General features: G+C 38.9%; 14 protein-coding genes. 13 read left to right on the top strand and 1 reads right to left on the bottom strand.

Features of this window, described 5'->3' with window-relative positions:
- Positions 1-828 precede the first annotated feature (828 nt).
- The 5 genes from CXF64_RS06300 (at position 829) to ihfA (ending at position 6,625) form a co-directional block, all read left to right on the top strand.
- Positions 829-1,884: a DUF2066 domain-containing protein gene (locus tag CXF64_RS06300; RefSeq protein WP_101216599.1), complete on the top strand. Its 1,056-nt coding sequence runs from the start codon at positions 829-831 to the stop codon at positions 1,882-1,884.
- Positions 1,884-2,594 (top strand): DnaA regulatory inactivator Hda, encoded by a 711-nt coding sequence (gene hda / locus CXF64_RS06295; RefSeq protein WP_007580342.1) that lies wholly within the window; start codon positions 1,884-1,886, stop codon positions 2,592-2,594. The genes CXF64_RS06300 and hda overlap by 1 nt, the downstream gene beginning before the upstream one ends.
- Before the next feature lie 345 nt (positions 2,595-2,939).
- The gene (pheS, locus tag CXF64_RS06290; protein ID WP_002960692.1) at positions 2,940-3,920 is read left to right on the top strand and encodes a phenylalanine--tRNA ligase subunit alpha; all 981 of its coding nucleotides are present in this window, start codon (positions 2,940-2,942) and stop codon (positions 3,918-3,920) included.
- A 15-nt stretch (positions 3,921-3,935) separates the two neighbouring features.
- A complete protein-coding gene (pheT, locus tag CXF64_RS06285; RefSeq protein ID WP_101216598.1) occupies positions 3,936-6,323 on the top strand; it encodes a phenylalanine--tRNA ligase subunit beta in 2,388 nt (795 codons plus the stop codon).
- A gap of 2 nt (positions 6,324-6,325) precedes the next feature.
- Entirely contained in the window at positions 6,326-6,625 is a 300-nt protein-coding gene (gene ihfA / locus CXF64_RS06280; protein ID WP_002960690.1) for an integration host factor subunit alpha, read from the top strand.
- 239 nt (positions 6,626-6,864) lie between these two features.
- Here ihfA and CXF64_RS06275 read toward each other — a convergent pair whose 3' ends face one another.
- Positions 6,865-7,665 (bottom strand): DUF2989 domain-containing protein, encoded by an 801-nt coding sequence (locus tag CXF64_RS06275; RefSeq protein WP_024593069.1) that lies wholly within the window; start codon positions 7,663-7,665, stop codon positions 6,865-6,867.
- A 174-nt stretch (positions 7,666-7,839) separates the two neighbouring features.
- On the opposite strand from CXF64_RS06275, the gene CXF64_RS06270 reads away from it, so the two are divergent.
- The 8 genes from CXF64_RS06270 (at position 7,840) to CXF64_RS06235 (ending at position 18,187) form a co-directional block, all read left to right on the top strand.
- Positions 7,840-9,282, top strand: a complete 1,443-nt coding sequence (locus CXF64_RS06270) for a glyceraldehyde-3-phosphate dehydrogenase (protein ID WP_007580346.1) — start codon at positions 7,840-7,842, stop codon at positions 9,280-9,282.
- A 184-nt stretch (positions 9,283-9,466) separates the two neighbouring features.
- The gene (locus CXF64_RS06265; RefSeq protein ID WP_024607823.1) at positions 9,467-10,594 is read left to right on the top strand and encodes a M14 family metallopeptidase; all 1,128 of its coding nucleotides are present in this window, start codon (positions 9,467-9,469) and stop codon (positions 10,592-10,594) included.
- Between the two features lie 376 nt (positions 10,595-10,970).
- Complete coding sequence (locus CXF64_RS06260; protein ID WP_010554016.1) at positions 10,971-12,473, top strand: alanine/glycine:cation symporter family protein; 1,503 nt, start codon at positions 10,971-10,973, stop codon at positions 12,471-12,473.
- 139 nt (positions 12,474-12,612) lie between these two features.
- Positions 12,613-12,939, top strand: coding sequence for a hypothetical protein (locus CXF64_RS06255; RefSeq protein WP_007580349.1), 327 nt, complete (start codon positions 12,613-12,615; stop codon positions 12,937-12,939).
- 1 nt (position 12,940) lies between these two features.
- Positions 12,941-13,222, top strand: coding sequence for a YeaC family protein (locus tag CXF64_RS06250; protein WP_007378333.1), 282 nt, complete (start codon positions 12,941-12,943; stop codon positions 13,220-13,222).
- Complete coding sequence (locus CXF64_RS06245) at positions 13,212-15,893, top strand: DUF349 domain-containing protein (RefSeq protein WP_101216597.1); 2,682 nt, start codon at positions 13,212-13,214, stop codon at positions 15,891-15,893. Before CXF64_RS06250 ends, CXF64_RS06245 begins: the two co-directional genes overlap by 11 nt.
- A 366-nt stretch (positions 15,894-16,259) precedes the next feature.
- A complete protein-coding gene (locus tag CXF64_RS06240; RefSeq protein WP_002960677.1) occupies positions 16,260-16,814 on the top strand; it encodes a DUF1439 domain-containing protein in 555 nt (184 codons plus the stop codon).
- 68 nt (positions 16,815-16,882) lie between these two features.
- Positions 16,883-18,187: an ABC1 kinase family protein gene (locus CXF64_RS06235; RefSeq protein WP_101216596.1), complete on the top strand. Its 1,305-nt coding sequence runs from the start codon at positions 16,883-16,885 to the stop codon at positions 18,185-18,187.
- Positions 18,188-18,252: the final 65 nt, after the last annotated feature.

Genomic DNA, 18,252 nt, shown 5'->3' with positions numbered 1-18,252 from the left:
CTATGTGAAAGTAGGACATTACCAGGCTTCAAATTGTAGAAAGCCCGAATCTAACGATTCGGGTTTTTTTACGTCTGCAGAAAAGTAAAATACGCGTAATTAATACACTCACATCAACACATATCACGTAGGTCGGGCGAGCGCAGCGACTCCCGACGTTAAAATCACAACAAAAACCCTTAATACCCCATTCGGCCAATAAATTAGCATTTGCTACGTGACTTTCTACTGCTGTGGGCACTATGACATTACACAAGCTTCACATTGTAGAAAGCCCGGATCTAACGGTTCGGGCTTTTTTACGTCTGCAGAAAAGTGAAATGTGCGCAATTAACACACTCACATCAACACATATCACGTAGGTCGGGCGAGCGCAGCGACTCCCGACGCTAAAATCATGAAAAATCTCCGCTCAGCAATGAGTGCGCAGCATTTTCACTATGACTCTCCACCGCTGTGGGCACTGTGACATTACACAAGCTTCAAATTGTAGAGAGCCAACATCTAAAAATTCGGGCTCTTTACGTCTGCAGAAAGTAAAATGTGAACCAATAACGAACAATCAATGCCATAACATCATCGAGTAATTGCATTAAATACCTTCATGATGAAACTAAACCCGAAAGGTTCTCGTTTTTGAAAAGTGTAGTAAGGTTAAACGTAGGTGAATAGCGTACTACTTATTTAACTATCTTAATTCATATTTAATCTTTTTTACTTTCTATAAAAGCTAATTACTCTCATTTCCTTAGATAACAAATTTAATTTTGCTTTGTTACTGTCTTTGATTTAGGATCAAATCAGTTTAAAACCAAGAACTAACAGCCTGTGTATAGATTATTAATTAGCGCCATATCCATTTTATTTTGTTTTTCTGCGTCGGCAGTTGAAGTAACTGATCTATATCAAGATATTTTAAAAGTAGATGACAAAACACGAGACACTCGATTAGCTGCGAGTCGTAAAGCTTTGCTCAATGTTTTAGTGAAAGTAAGCGGTGATGAAACTGCGGATCAAAATAAATTAGCACAGCAACGCACTAAAGATATTTCTGATTATATGCTTAAGTTTGAATATGACGAGAGAGCAAATGGACAATTGAACCTCGTTGTTAAATTTGAAGCTCGAAAGATCAATGCGTTAATCAAAGAGTTAAACTTACCTTTATGGGGAGTACAACGCCCGTTAGTCGCAATATGGTTAGGTATTGAAGACAATTGGCGCAGAGAATTAGTAACACAAGAAAGTTACCCGCAATTAGAGCAGTTAATTTATGACAAAGCAGGACGCCGTGGTCTGCCTGTCGTTGTGCCATTACTTGATTTACAAGATAGACGTTTAGTAGGTATTCCTGAGGTATGGGGTAACTTTTCAGAACCAGTAGAAGAGGCCTCTAGACGCTACAGTGCTGAGCGAAGTATTACAGCAAGAATGTATAAAGAAGCGGATAGCGAAAATTGGATTTTAGATTGGCGTTTTACTAATGATGATCAATTTGATTCAAATAGATTAACGGGCGATAAGCAGCAAATAGTGAGTCAAATGATTGATACCTTAGCTCGAGGCCTTGCAAGCGAGTACGCTATTGATCCAAATGCTTATTATGAACAAGCCGCGGCCACGCTAACATTAAAAGGCACGCAAAGTTTTGTTGATGTTGAATTAGCAAAACAAAGATTATTGAACTTAAGCGTTGTTACGCAAGTTAAAATTGTTCGTAAAACACCAGAATTTGTAGAATTTAAACTAAACCACACTGGTAACCTAAGCGATCTTAAAAAAGGGTTAGGGTTAGACTCCTCATTTAAAGATTATGAGGATCCACGCGCTTTTTATCATGTTGTTGATAAAAATAGCTTAGAGTATCAATGGATAACGCCATAATGCTAACTTCTGAGCCGATGCAAATGGCATTACCGGTTACCTTGCCGGATGACGAAACATTTGCATCGTACTTTGGTGGGGAAGATTCGTTAGAGGTTAACCATTTAAAAGATAGCTTTTCGAAGTTAGCTAAAAAGTTTCAGTATACTTATTTATGTGGGTTAGGTGATTCGGGTAAGTCTCACCTTTTGTATGCAACCTGCATTAAAGCACAAGAGCGTGGCCTATCTAATATGCTGCTGTCTATGCGCGAAGTAATTGACTTTGGACCTATGGTATTAGACGGTTTAGAAGCACTTGATGTTCTATGTATTGATGACGTGCATTTAGTTGCAGGCAATGATGCATGGGAAAAAGCACTATTCAACTTTTTTAACCGGTTTAACGAACCCGGAAAAATGTTAGTAGTAACTGCCGATTTACTTCCTAGCATGCTTAATATCTCGCTGCCTGACTTAGAGTCTCGCTTAACGTGGGGAACAACCTTTCAAATTCGTTCTATGAGTGACGACGATAAAGCACAAGCACTTGTTAAGCGCGCTCATATGCGCGGCCTTGAATTAAGTGATGAGTGTGCACGCTTTTTACTAACCCGTTTAAGCCGTGATATGCGTGCTTTATTAGATGTACTCGACAAATTAGATCATGCATCTATGGCAGCACAGCGAAAATTAACTATTCCTTTTATAAAATCAACGTTAAAGCTGTAGTAGGTCTAGAATCTAGACCCTTCTTTCAGTTATCATAAGCTATTATCAGAGCGTGTTTACCTTTCCTGATTGGAATTTGTTTAACTTAAGAGTGCTTTAATCGCGTCGTGAGGGCTTTAGCGTAGTATTTATATGCGAAACCCGAACAACAAAGAACGTAGCCTCCGAGATAAACACTTCAAACTGCATGTGTTTGGTCTTTATTTAGCGTTATTGCATCACTTATGTAGGAAACTACAGTCCAATGCTTAACCTTATTTAATAACCAACCACACTGTTGTAAAGCAATCTTGAAAGGCCAACACGCTCTTAAGCAATCACCTTCTGTGAAAGATCAGGTATCGAATGAACTTAGAAAACATATTAGCGCAAGCACTTGAGGCGGTAGCCAGTGCCAGTGAAATAGCGCAGTTAGAAGATATCAGGGTTAATTACCTTGGTAAAAAAGGCGAAATCACTAGCTTACTTAAAACGTTAGGTAAAATAGCACCTGAAGAACGTAAAGAAGCAGGCCAAGTTATAAACCAAGCTAAACAAGATGTACAAGCTGCTATCAACGAAAAGCGTGAGTTGCTAGCAAGTAAAGCACTTGAAGAAAAACTAGCTGCTGAAACTATAGATGTAACTCTACCAGGGCGTGTTATGCCTACTGGCGGTTTACACCCAGTTACGCGCACTATTGAGCGCATAGAAAGCTTTTTCGGTGAGTTAGGTTTTGAAGTTAAATCTGGTCCAGAAATCGAAGACGATTTTCATAACTTTGATGCGCTAAATATTCCAGAGCACCATCCAGCACGTGCTGATCATGATACCTTTTATTTCAATCCTAAATTAGTACTACGTACACAAACAAGTGGCGTGCAAATTCGTACTATGGAAACTGAGCAGCCGCCACTGCGCATTATTTCACCTGGACGCGTATACCGTAACGATTACGACCAAACACATACACCTATGTTCCATCAGGTTGAAGGTTTAATGGTTGATACCGATGTTAGCTTTACTGAGCTAAAAGGTATTTTGCATGATTTTTTACGTAACTTTTTTGAAGAAGATATGGAAATTCGTTTCCGTCCTTCATTCTTCCCATTTACAGAACCTTCGGCTGAAGTAGATGTTATGGGTAAAGACGGTAAGTGGTTAGAAGTACTAGGCTGCGGCATGGTACATCCAAATGTACTTAAGTCTGTGGGCATTGACCCAGAAAAATACACCGGCTTTGCTTTTGGTATGGGTGTAGAGCGTTTAACTATGTTGCGCTATGGCGTAAACGATTTGCGTGCATTTTTCGAAAATGACTTAAAATTCCTGAACCAGTTCCGTTAAGAGTGAAACAATAAAATGAAATTTAGTGAAAAGTGGTTAAGAGAGTGGGTTAATCCTGCTATTGATACGCAAGCTCTTTCGGAACAGCTTTCAATGGCTGGTTTAGAAGTTGATGGCGTTGAGCCTGCTGCTGCCAAATTTAATGGCGTAGTTGTAGGTGAAGTTGTTGAATGTGGACAACACCCTGATGCAGATAAACTGCGTGTTACCAAAATTAACGTAGGTGGCGATGAGCTACTTGATATCGTGTGTGGTGCACCAAATTGTCGTTTAGGTATTAAAGTTGCTGTTGCAACTGTGGGCGCTGTACTGCCTGGTGACTTTAAAATTAAAAAAGCCAAACTACGCGGCCAACCTTCAAATGGAATGCTATGTGCTTTTGTTGAGCTAGGTATTAGCGAAGAAGGCGACGGCATTATGGAATTGCCAAGCGATGCACCAGTAGGCACTGATTTACGTGATTACCTAGGTCTTGATGATAATATTATAGATGTTGATTTAACACCAAACCGTGGTGACTGCTTAGGTATAAAAGGTCTAGCACGCGAAGTAGGTGTTTTAAATAGTATTGACGTAAACGTATTAGATATTCCAGCTGTTACTCCAACAATTGATGACAAAGTATCAATTGAGCTAGTTAATGAAGATGCATGTCCTCGTTACCTTGGTCGTGTAATAAAGGGCATTAACCTTGATGCAGAAACACCGCTTTGGATGGTTGAAAAGCTACGTCGCAGTGGCGTACGTTCAATCGATCCGGTTGTTGATGTGACTAACTATGTATTACTTGAACTTGGTCACCCAATGCACGCGTTTGATTTAAATGCGATTGAAGGTGGTATTAAAGTACGTAGTGCAAACGCAGGCGAAGAACTTGTTTTATTAGACGGTAACACCGCTAAATTAAACGACACAACACTTGTGATAGCCGATCATAACAAAGCACTTGCAATTGCAGGTATTTTTGGTGGTGAGCAATCAGGTGTTACAGATAAAACATCTGATATATTACTTGAAAGCGCATTTTTTAATCCTGTAGCAATTGCAGGGCAAGCACGTAGCTACGGTTTACACACTGATGCTTCACACCGTTATGAACGCGGTGTTGATTTTGCTCTACAACATGATGCAATGGAACGTGCAACAGCACTTCTTCTTGAGATTGTAGGTGGTCAAGCAGGTCCTGTAGTTGAAGCTGTTGCGGCTGACAAATTACCAAAAGTGACTGAAGTACGTCTTCGCCGTGCACGTTTAGACCGTGTTATTGGTCATCATATTGAAGATACTAAAGTAACAGATATTCTTACGCGTTTAGGTCTTGATGTTAAAGTAGAAAATGAAAGCTGGAGTGCGGACGTACCAAGCTACCGTTTTGATATTCGCATCGAAGAAGATTTAATTGAAGAAGTAGCACGTGTTTACGGTTACAACAGCATTCCAAATGTTGCACCAACTGCAAAACTTAAAATGACGACACATAACGAAGCAACTATTGCGCTTAGCAAGTTCCGCAATACGTTAGTGACTCGTGGTTACCAAGAAGCAATTACATACAGCTTTGTAGACCCTAAAGCACAAGCTATTTTACACCCAGAGTGTAAAGCAATGGTATTACCGCATCCTATTTCAATTGAAATGTCAGCGATGCGTGTAAGTTTAATGCCGGGTTTATTAGCGTCTGTAGCGTATAACCAAAATCGCCAACAGCCTCGTATTCGTTTATTCGAACATGGTCTTAAATTTATAAGCGACGAAAGTGCAGAAAATGGTGTTTACCAAGTCCCGGTTATTGGCGGCGTTATTACGGGTCTTGTAAATGGTGAACATTGGGTTGAAGAAAAACGTAACGTTGATTTTTACGACCTAAAAGGTGATGTTGAAGCCTTACTTGCAATTACTAATGACGTTACTCGCTTTGAAATTAAAGCCGAGCAGTCAGATGGACTTCACCCTGGTCAATCAGCTGTAATATATGTTGATGGCAAAAAGGTTGGTTTTTTTGGTGCTTTACATCCTCAAGCTCAAAAGTCGTTAGATATCAACAACGCAACTTTTGTTTTTGAAATTGAAATGTCAGCAATAGAAAAAAGAAATTTACCGCAAGCAGAAGGGGTGTCTAAATTCCCTTCAAATCGCCGCGACATCGCGATTTTAGTGGCAGACAGCGTTAAATCTGGCGACATTTTAAGCGTGATCGAAAAAGTTGGCGGAAATCAATTGGTTGACCTAAACTTATTCGATGTGTATAAGGGCAAAGGTATTGAGCCAAATTATAAGAGTTTGGCGATTGCTCTAACACTGCAAGCGGTTGATAGAACACTCGAAGAGAAAGATATCAATCTAGTAGTTGATAACGTGGTGGCCGAATTGGCCGAACAGTTTAATGCATCGTTGAGGGACTAGATATGGCGCTTACTAAAGCCGACATAGCTGAACACCTATTTGAAAAGCTCGGGATCAATAAAAAAGATGCCAAAGATTTAGTTGAAGCGTTTTTTGAAGAAATCCGCTCAGCGCTAGAAAAAGGCGAGCAGGTTAAGCTCTCTGGATTTGGTAACTTTGATCTTCGAGACAAAAAAGAAAGACCAGGCCGCAACCCGAAAACAGGTGAAGATATTCCTATTTCGGCACGTCGCGTGGTGACTTTTCGACCAGGTCAAAAGCTTAAAACCCGCGTAGAAGTGGGCACAAGCAAAGCAAAATAAAAAAAGGCAGCGTAAGCTGCCTTTTTATTTGCCTGAATAACCTAGTTATTAAATTATACCAACCTGCATAAATCTTTGATCAATTTAACGAATTAAATTGCACTATAACGTCGTTAAAAATTTTTTATTTAGAACAACTAGATACAAAAATTTTTGGCTAGTTCTAGCGTAATTTCCTTAACGTTAAATAGACCCCATATATAAGCAGATTGGTATTAGGTTATTTTTGCGATTATAAATTAAAACTCTCGAGGAGATACAAAATCACCTGCCATTATTTGCTGAAATGTTTGCTCTGCAAGTACATCTAGGCTGTCTAAGCTTTTACCATTCGTTATTAATTGCTGCTCAATTTCAAACACGTCAATATTTTCAATCCCCGACATTTGCGCTACTTTAGAAAATATATATGCATGCTTAAATTTATCATGTTTATAAAAAAGACTAATAAGTGATGTATACACTTCAGGATTCGGTACGTTGTCTTTTTTATTGAGCTCTAAAGTTTTATAAAGCAAATCAATGGTTTTTTCATCGTCGAACTTAATATAGTACGATGCTAAAAAAAATTGCATTTCGGCACTTTGCGTTACACTTTTGTCATTTTCTATCGCCAATAATTTAGTCAGTGCGTTTTGGTTATTATTTCGTGACCATTGGTAGTAGAGCAAACCTGGATGGTTCGTATTTTGGGTATCTTGGTATAACCGAGTCATTTCTTTAATGCTCGTTAATTGACCGTCAATACGTGACGTTTTTTTAGCTTTTAACTTAATATGTTCAATTTTGGCAGCCACAGTTATACATTGGTTATAGGATTCAAAGTCTTTGAGTAATTGGTATTTATTTTCATCAGTAGGGTCTTTGTATTCTATGTAACGTTTGATAATTACATCAGAACGCTCATCCTTGCAGTGGCTGTCTTTGTTTAAGTCGCTACAAAAGCCAGGTGTTTCTTTGCACACTTGTGCGAGTGTCAAGGGCTCTTCACACCCTGTCAACGTTAGCAAACCCAATAGTACACTTGCTTTTTTAAGCATCCCTTAACCCCAAATGAATATCTACCTTGTTATTCTAACGCAATCATTTAACGCCTAACAGTAGAGAATAACTTCAGATTAAATTAGAATAGCCCTGCCTGAAGTGCATTACTCTCAAAATATAGTGCATTTTTAAAGGCTATCCGTTCAAAATGATAAACTTAGGTAAATAAAATGACCTCATCTCACGAGTTAGAATACACAAATAGTTGGCAAGAGCGCCAAGATTACGCAGAAAGCATGCAACCAATCATTGGTAAACTTTACCGTAATCGTGGTATCGAAATCGCTGTATATGGCCGTCCTCTCGTAAATGCCAGTACTATCGATATTATCAAATCTCACAAAACTGTTGCTCAGTTTGAAGGCACTAAATTACGTTTGCGTGAAAGCTTCCCATTTTTAGAAGCTATCAGCAAAATGGAATTAAACTCTGCACGTATTGATATTGGTAAGCTTGCATATAGTTATTTGTTCACTGAAGCTGCAAAAGGCCGCTCAGTAGAAGAATTTGTAAAAGATGAACTTGCAGAAATAGCTGACTTACCAGCGAAAGAACCACGCGATGTTGTATTGTATGGTTTTGGTCGTATTGGTCGTTTACTAGCGCGTTTATTAATTGAAAAATCAGGTCCATATTCAGATTTACGTTTGCGCGCTATTGTTGTGCGTGGCGGTAAAGATGGTGATCTTGAAAAGCGTGCAAGCTTACTGCGTCGTGATTCAATTCACGGTCCATTCAATGGCTCAATCACTATTGATAAAGAACGTAACGCAATTAAAGCCAACGGTAGCTACATTCAGGTTATTTACGCTAACTCTCCTAGCGAAATTGATTACACCCAATACGGTATCGACAATGCATTAATTGTTGATAACACCGGTATTTGGAAAGACGAAGCGGGCCTTGGCCAACATCTAGAGTGTAAGGGCGCTGCAAAAGTATTATTAACAGCTCCTGCAAAAGGTAATATCAAAAACATCGTATATGGTGTTAATAACAAAGATATTTTACCTGAAGATAAAATTGTTTGTGCAGCAAGCTGTACAACCAATGCAATTACACCAACGCTTAAAGCACTAAACGATAAGTTTGGTATTAATAATGGCCATGTTGAAACTGTACACTCGTACACGAACGATCAAAACCTTATTGATAACTACCACAAAGCAGAGCGCCGTGGCCGTGCCGCAGCACTTAACATGGTAATTACTGAGACAGGGGCTGCAAAAGCGGTTTCAAAAGCATTACCAGAGCTTGAAGGCAAATTAACAGGTAACGCAATCCGCGTACCTACACCTAATGTGTCGCTAGCTATTTTGAACCTTAACTTAGCAACAAGCACATCAGTTGAAGAGCTAAACGCATTTTTACGCGATACTGCACTTCATTCAGACTTACGTGACCAAATTGATTACACAGCATCAACGGAAATTGTTTCTACCGATTTAGTCGGTAGCCGTTACGCAGGTGTTGTTGATTCACAAGCAACGATTGTTGAAGATAACCGTATTGTTTTATATGTATGGTACGACAATGAGTTTGGTTACAGCTGCCAAGTAGTTCGTTGTATGCGCGATATGGCCGAAGTGTCATTCCCAAGCTTACCTCGCTAATTTATTTGCAGTGACTTAAAAGCCAGCATGTTGCTGGCTTTTTTGGTCGTGTATTATTTTTAAAGCGTATGCCTTGTGATAGGCTTTAATTAAGAAAATGCACATTCGTTTTACTATTTACAAAATAATGTCAGTTCTGTGAATTAATAAGCAGATAAACTTATTCAACCTAAAGGTTTTTTTCATGAAAATCAGCAGCAATTTCGACAGTGGTAATATCAAAGTTATTGAAGCCACCGATCCTTTAAATATTCAATTAGAAATTAATAAAGATCACCAGTCTGAATTTTATCAGTGGTTTCACTTTCGTCTTGAAACAACGCCTTACCAATTGCATAAGTTAAATATTAATGAGCTTGATAAATCAGCTTACCCAGATGGTTGGGAAGGGTATCAAGCCGTTGCATCATATGACCGCCAAACATGGTTTCGTGTACCATCAAGCTATGAAAATGGCACATTAAGCTTTGAAATTGAACCAGAGTGCGGCAGCGTGTATTTTGCTTACTTTGCGCCATACAGTTACGACCGCCATTTAGATTTATTATCTTGGGCACAAAGCCAAGGTGCTTGCCAATTAATAACACTTGGTGAAACACTCGATGGCCGCGATATGAGTGTGCTTAAAATTGGTGAGCCAAGTGAAGATAAGAAAAATATCTGGATCACAGCACGTCAACATCCAGGTGAAACAATGGCAGAGTGGTATGTTGAAGGTCTACTGCACAAACTTCTTGATGACGAAGACCCACATGCAGCTGCGCTTCTATCAAAAGCAGTGTTTTACGTTGTGCCAAATATGAATCCAGATGGCAGCGCACGGGGACATCTCCGTACTAATGCTAAAGGCGTTAACTTAAACCGTGAATGGCAGACACCAAGCATGGAGAATAGCCCTGAGGTTTACCTAGTACTAAATAAAATGCGCGAAGCTGGCTTAGATATGCACTTAGATATACACGGCGATGAAGCTATTCCGTATAACTTTGTGGCAGGCAGCGAAGGTATTCCAAGTTACGATGCTCGTCTTAAAGGCCTTGAAGATAGCTTTAAAGCTGCGCTTTTAACTATTACTCCAGAGTTTCAAGATGAGCATGGCTATCCAAAAGATGAGCCCGGCCAAGCTAACCTTACGGTAGGTTCATCAGCTACTGCTGAAGAATTCAAAGCATTAACGTACACAATTGAAATGCCATTTAAAGACAACAACGATTTACCTGATCCAGACTATGGCTGGTCAGACCGTCGTTCGTATCAATTTGGTCAAGATACGTTAGCGGCAATTGTTAATGTTGTTGATAATTTAAGATAAAACGTTTATTTGAAGGGTATCAATAGTTTTGATGCCCTTTTTGCTTTTAGTAAAACCCCTTTTACAAAAAATAATAATCATATAGCAACTTCACTCCAAAACGTTTTTAACGTTTCTTCGCCGCGTATCATCACCGTATCGGTACAAATCAATCTACTTTCCTTTAAATACTGCTGATGTAGTGCCTTGCAATAGCTACGTAATTAGATATTTTGAAAATTAAGTGTTAACAAAGTTGGGGTACTTAAGTTAAGATTAATTAAATAATGAGTCTGGACGGGAGAGGTAAAACCTTATTTCGTGAAACTTATGTTGCGTAGTAGCTAAAGCAGAGTCTCGTAATTAAAAATAATAAATATAACTATAGAGGATATCCATGGAAGCTTTTGTAAGCGCTGTTAATGATGTTGTTTGGAGTAATGCACTCATCTATTTATGCCTAGGCGCAGGCTTGTTTTATTCAGTATTAACTCGATTTGCTCAAGTTCGACATTTCAAAGAAATGTGTAAGTTATTATTTAGTCCTAACACGTCTGATAAAGGTATCTCATCTTTTCAAGCCCTTGCAGTATCGTTGTCTGGACGAGTTGGCGTAGGTAATATTGCAGGTGTTGCAGCAGCTATCGGTTTTGGTGGACCAGGTGCTATTTTTTGGATGTGGGTTGTTGCTTTTCTAGGTGCAAGTACCGCATATGCAGAATCTACTTTAGGCCAAATTTATAAAACAGAAGAAAACGGGCAATATCGTGGCGGCCCAGCGTATTATTTTGACCGTTGTTTAGGGCAAAAATGGCTAGCTGTTTTATTTGCTGTTTCGGCAATTATTGCATGTGGTGTTTTTCTGCCAGGCGTACAAGCAAATGCGGTAGGTAATGCGTTTACTCAAGTGTTTGGCGATGGCAATATGGTTTCTACTAGCTTTGGTGACGTAGGCAGCTTTAAATTGGTCGCTTTGGCAATTATCCTTATTGTTTTGGCGTTTATTATTTTCGGCGGAATAAAGCGTATTGCGAACTTTACGCAAATAGTAGTGCCATTTATGGCGCTTGGTTACATAGTATTGGCACTAATCGTAGTATTTTTAAATTTAGATAAAGTGGGTGATATATTTTATTTAATTATTAGTGATGCGTTTACTGCGCAGGCCGGTTTTGGTGCTGCTATTGGTTGGGGCGTTAAACGCGGCATATATTCTAACGAAGCAGGCCAAGGTACTGGGCCTCATGCAGCAGCCGCTGCAGAAGTTGATCACCCTGCTCAACAGGGGTTAGTACAAGCTTTCTCTGTTTACGTTGATACCATCTTTGTGTGTACTGCAACAGCATTAATGATTTTAATAACGCAGCAATACAATATTGTGGGTGAGTTACCAGCAGGGCAATTTATTGTTCAAAATGTTGATGCAGCCACTGAAGTGGGTTCAGCAGCCTTTACGCAAATGGCTCTATTTAGTGTATTTGGTAGCTTTGGGCAGGCATTTGTTGGCATCGCATTGTTCTTCTTTGCTTTTACCACAATACTTGCTTATTACTTTATTGCAGAGACTAATATTGCTTACTTAAATCGTTATTTTAAAGGCAGTATTCCGCTTGTTATCGTGAAGTTTGTGATTATGTTTATGGTTGCATACGGCATGGTAAACAATTCAGGTTATATCTGGACTATTGGTGATATTGGCGTTGGCTTAATGGCCTGGATCAACATACTAGGTATTTTAGCTATTTTCTTCGTAGCTAAGCCTGCTTTGTTATGTTTGAGCGATTATGAAGAACAGAAGAAAAAAGGCGGAAAAATCATATTTGATCCAGTTAAATTAGGCATTAAAAACGCCACGTTCTGGGAAAAACGCTTAGAGAAGCAGTCAAAAGACGCAGAGTAATTAAACTTAGTGGGCAACTTAGAAAATTATAGCCCCAAAATTAGTTATTGGTTTGAATTCAAAAAAGACAACGAGAAATAAAACAAGTACAATAAAGGCGCCGAAAGGCGCTTTTTTTATGCGTAGTATGGAGAGAAGTATGGCGATTATTCGTTGCCCAAAATGTGCAAAATCAATTTCAGATAAACATAAGCAATGTCCGCATTGCGAAAGCAACATTGCAGAGCTAAACGACGAGCAAGTTTTGCAACTTCAGCGCGAACAGCGAATTAAAAAAAAGCAGATGTTTATAAATCACTCCTTTTTGGCGCTTATCTTATTTTTAGGTGGTTTTTTCTGTTTGTACTTTTTACAACCGCAAGAAAAAACGCTTCAGTGGTATGCTTATACTGCGGCTATTGGCGTAGGGTGTATTTGGTATCTTATAAACCGAATTGTTTTAGTGACTCTAAAAAAGAAAAAATGACATGAATATCGACAATCTTGTACAAAATATTACTCCCGAATTATTCGAACGCTTACAATACGGTGCATCAACTGGCAAATGGCCAGACGGTACCGTTTTATCAGACGAGCAAAAGCAACAAACAGTGCAGTTGGTTATGTTGTATCAAGCAAAAGTGGCTCAATCAAACGAGCAATTTACGATTGGTGCTAATGGTGAAATGATCCAAAAGACAAAAGCTCAACTACAAAAAGAATTTAAATCAGACAACGAAATAGCTAGGTTTAGTGAACATGATCTTTAAGCACCTTTTTACACCGAAATGGAAACACCCTAAGCAACAAGTACGTCTTGATGCTATCGAAAAATTAGACATTGAACGTGATGCAACCATATTAAACACGTTAGCACTTGAAGACAGCTCAGCTGAAATACGCCGCAAAGCACTACAAAAAGTAAACGAGTTACCACTTTGGTGGAAAGCATATAAACAAGATCAAGCATTAAAAGATATCGCAGAGCTTCAAATATCTAATGCTGTTTTAAATAGCGAAAGTGCACTAACACCGCAAATTAAAAACGAATACATAGAGCGTTTTGCACCCGTTAAAACACTTGAAAAGTTAGCGTTTGCAGAAAAAGAACTGCAAGTACGCGTTAAATTATTAAAACGTTTAGCAAATCCAAAACTAGTAGAAAAAGCATTTAAAGAAGGTAGCGAAGAGCTACAAACTCAATTAGTTGAACTTGTTATTACCCATCAATTAATTAAGCCATTAGTAAAGCATGCCAAGGGTGGTGCAAAAGCAGCACTTGAAACGCATATTGAAAATGAGCGTTTAGCAATAGAAATGCCACTGCAGGTTGAAAGTGCAACACGTGTTATTTTAGCTAAGTTAAATGCCTTACGTGAAAAAACAGATTTTGGTGTTGTAAATCCACAAGCCGGCGAATTAATGGCCCAGTGGCAAGCACTTGAGCTCAAATGGCTAAGTGATGAGCGTGTTAAGCTTCTTGACGAAAAATATATTTCGATTACCACTAAGTTAGATGCACACATTGAACAGCTAAAAGTGGTACACGACAAAGAGCAGAAAAAATTAGCGCTACAACAGCGCCAATTGCTAGCGCTTGCAACTGTTGAAGCGTTAAGTGAAGAAATAGAAAACGCCTTACAGCTAGGCCTTGAAACACCAGAGCAAATTCAGCAAGATTGGCTTGATGCAAAAGTAGCGCAAGCTAAGCAAGCTATTAGCGAAACAGAACTTGCTAATAATGCGCAATCTAAACTGGCTGTAAGCAAGTTAGAAAAACTATTTACTCAAGTTGCTAAGTTACCTGAGCTAACAACGGCTATTAAAGAGTACAAACTCGCTTTTGCAGCATTATGCGAAATTAAGCCAGCAGAAGATTTAGCACAATACGATTCAACTCTAACTGAATTTAATAATGGTTTTAAAGCAGCGCGTAGTCATTTAAATATTTTAGATGGTGCACTGCAAAGTACCTTTAAAACACAGTTAAATACGCATAAAAAGCAATTTTTAGCACCAATGAGTGAGCTAGTTAAGCCACTTGAAAAAAACCAAAGCCAAGCAAAACGCAAAGCTCGTGATGTTAAACGCCTAATTGAAGAAGGTCGTTTTAATGTTGCCTTTGGCGTGTTTAAAGGGTTTGAAGAGTTATTTAATACACTCACTGAGCAATATCAACAGCCGCTTGTAAATATAAAAGCGGAACTTGAAGCGCAACTTGCAGATGCTAAAGATTGGCAAAAATACGCTGCAGCACCAAAGCGTGAAGCTTTATTAGAAGAAGTAAGTGCATTAGTAAGTGAAGAGTGTACTGACCCACAACAACGCGCAGAGCAAGTAAAAGTGTTACGCAAGCGTTGGAATGAGTTAGGTCGTTTAGATACAGATGAAGAAAAGCAACAAGGCGTGCAGTTTGATGAAAAAATCGAGCTGTTATTTGCACCTTGTCGTAGTTACTTTGCAGAGCAAGAAGTACAACGCGAAGCGTCAAAAGCACAACGCGAAAGTATTATTAGCGACATGCACGCGCTTCATTTACAGCCTACGGCTGAGGATGACTTTGATTGGAAACAATATGAAAGCCAATACAATCGTTTAAACAAAGCGTGGCGCAGTGTAGGTAAAGTTGACCCTAAAACATACCGTACACTAAACGATCGTTATAAAAGCGAGCAACAACAAGTACTGGCTTTATTAAACGCATTTCATAAAAGTAATGCCGTACTTAAAAATGAATTAGTAGAAAAAGCGCAGCAATTATCACAAAGCGATGATTTAGCCGCTGCGTGCCAAGAGTTGAAGCAAATGCAGCAGCAATGGCAAACAATTGGTTTTGCAGGTTTAAAAGCTGAAAATGCGTTATGGCAAAAATTTCGTCAATTTAACGATGAAACATTTACTAAACGTAGTAGTGAATTTGAGCAGCAAAAACTTGATCAAAATGAGTCAGATAAACAAGCAGTTGCAGAACTTGCTGAGCTTGAAGCAGCACTTAGCGATGTAAATCAAAGAGCACAGTTGCATGACCTAGAAACAAAAGTGAAAGGGTACACGCAATTTAGATCGTTAGCGCCAAAAGTTACTAAGCTACTAGCAGCTATTGACGATAAACTTGCATTGCTTACAAGCAAATCAGAGCAAGCTAATCTAGATGCGTTAATTACAGCACTTGAAAACAATGAAGCATTACCAAGTCAGTATCAAGCACCGCTTAAAACAGCATTAAATACAGATCAACTTATTACGCGTATGGAAATATTAGCGAACGTAAGTTCAACTGATAAGTCACTTAGAATGGCAGAACAAGTAGCCATGTTAGATGACAAACATCGTGGCGAACATGCTGATTTAAACTATTATTTAAAACAGTTATTAGCGCTCAGTGCTGGTTCAGTTGAACCTGACACACTAACGCGACTTAAAGCGACACTTGCAGCTTAATACACTAGGGCGTGTTGACCTTTCGTGGTTGAATTTGCAGCAGACTGTTTGGTATTTAGGCAAGGCAGAGTCTATGTAGTGTGGTTATTCCCCATAAATAGGCGATAACGCAGCATAAATGCCAAACATGCGCTGCCCTTTGGGTTCTTTCTAGGGACGATTAACTCTTTGTTGCTCGGTTTTGACTTAGCCCGCTAGGTTACAAACCTCACGCCGCGATTAAATCGACCCTAGATTGAACAAATTTCAATCCACAAAGGTCAACACGCCCTAGAACCAGCGTAATATATGCTGGTTACTATTTTAATAAGCCGCTTTAATAGCGGCTTTTTTATGTACTACTAATTTATAAACAAAAGGGTTCTCATGAGAATTTTAGTTATTATTGCAGCGTTATTTTTAACTGCCTGTAATACCACGCAAGGCATATCAGTATATTCATTTACTAATTCTGAGGTTGAATCTGTACTGGGTAAGCAATTACCAAAGTTAAGCGAAAAAGTAAGCTTAATGGGTTTACCCGTTCAGTTTGATGTAAACGACTTAAGTGTAAATATTGGGCCTGATAACCGCGATGTTGTTGTGCTTGGTGCCGATTCAAGCGCTGAAATTAATGCATTCGCACTTAAATACCCAGTGCGTTTAAAGCTACAAATTGAAGGCAGCCCATTTTACGACAGTGAGAAAAAAGCGGTATTTTTACGTAATATTAAATTACTTGATTCGAGTGTTGATGCCGGTGGTTTTAAAGGTAATTTAGGTGCACTTGATAGCCAAGCAATGGATGTGATTAATGCTTTTTTAGCGGTTAACCCTGTTTATACTCTAAATATGGATGACCCTAAAATGATGCTACTTAGTAAACTTCCACTTGATATGAAAGTGGTTGAAGGTGCAATTAAGCTAGTACCTCGTCTATAAGTAGATCTACCTACTTACAATATACGTATTAATTAGCCTGACTTTCAGGCTAATTAGGTTTTAATATTATGGTGGCTCCTCGTACTGTTCCCACTTCTCGGCTTTCTCGCTTTGCAAAATTAGGCTCACTGGCAACAGGTGTTGCTACCAATATGTTAGTTGATGGCGCTAAGAGCGCGCTAACCGGTAAAGGTTGGGACAATAAAAGCTTGCTACTACAGCCTAAAAATATTGAAAAGCTAGCCACACAGCTATCTCATTTACGTGGCGCTGCAATGAAGCTCGGGCAATTACTTTCAATGGATGCCGGTGATTTACTTAGTCCTGAATTGGCTCAGTTACTTGCTTTACTGCGCTCAGACGCGAATCCAATGCCTCATAAGCAGCTTGTTGAGGTGTTAAAAGAGCAATGGGGGGATGAGTGGCTAGCGCGCTTTTCTCATATTGAGTTAAGGCCTTTTGCAGCGGCTTCTATAGGGCAAGTTCATTTAGCTTATAGAGAAAATGGCGATCAGCTTGCTGTTAAAATTCAATATCCTGGTATTGCAAAAAGTGTAGTAAGTGATGTCGATAACGTTAATTCTTTATTAACGATTTCTCGATTATTGCCAAAAGATCTCAATATTAAACCACTTATTAGTGAGGCTAAAGCGCAGTTATTAGCCGAGGCTGATTATAAGCGGGAGGCTCAGTACTTAATACGTTATAAAAATGCACTAGCAACTAATCCCCACTTTAAAGTGCCTAACGTATATCCAGAGCACAGCACACAACAAGTACTTACTATGGAATATATAAAAGCAGAGCCCATTGAGAGCATTACAGAGCTACCTGATAGTCAAAAAAGCTTTGTTGCAGAGCAACTTATTGATTTGTTTTTTAAAGAAATGTTTGAATTTAAATTAATTCAAACCGATCCTAATTTTGCCAATTTTCATTATCAGCTTGATACACAAAAAATTGTTTTATTTGATTTTGGTGCAACGCGAGAAATATCAACCGAGCTTAGCCGCGCTTATTTAGCTTTATTTAAAGCGGGTAGTGAAAACAACAGAGAAGGTGTACTTAGAGCGGCTTCACACATTGGTTATTTTAAAAATGACTTAGTTGATGAGTATAAAAACAACGTTATTGATTTATTCTTAATGGCGTGCGAGCCACTGAGAGCAGAAGGGGAATTTGATTTTAAAAATAGCGAACTCGCGCTCAAAATTAAAAATGCAGGGCTTGCCCTCAGTGCACAATCTCAGCAATGGCATACACCGCCCGTTGATGCGCTGTTTATTCACCGAAAACTTGCAGGACTTTATTTAATTGCCGCAAGGCTAGGTGCAAAAATAGATGTAAAAACGCTATTTCAGCACTATTTATAGCGTTTTAATTTACACGTAAGTGCATTTTAAGTAATGAGTGCACTTAATGTATAAAATTGCCATAA

Source organism: Pseudoalteromonas sp. GutCa3 (assembly GCF_002836155.1).
Lineage (GTDB): Bacteria > Pseudomonadota > Gammaproteobacteria > Enterobacterales > Alteromonadaceae > Pseudoalteromonas > Pseudoalteromonas arctica.
This window is presented reverse-complemented; position numbering and strand designations above follow the sequence as displayed.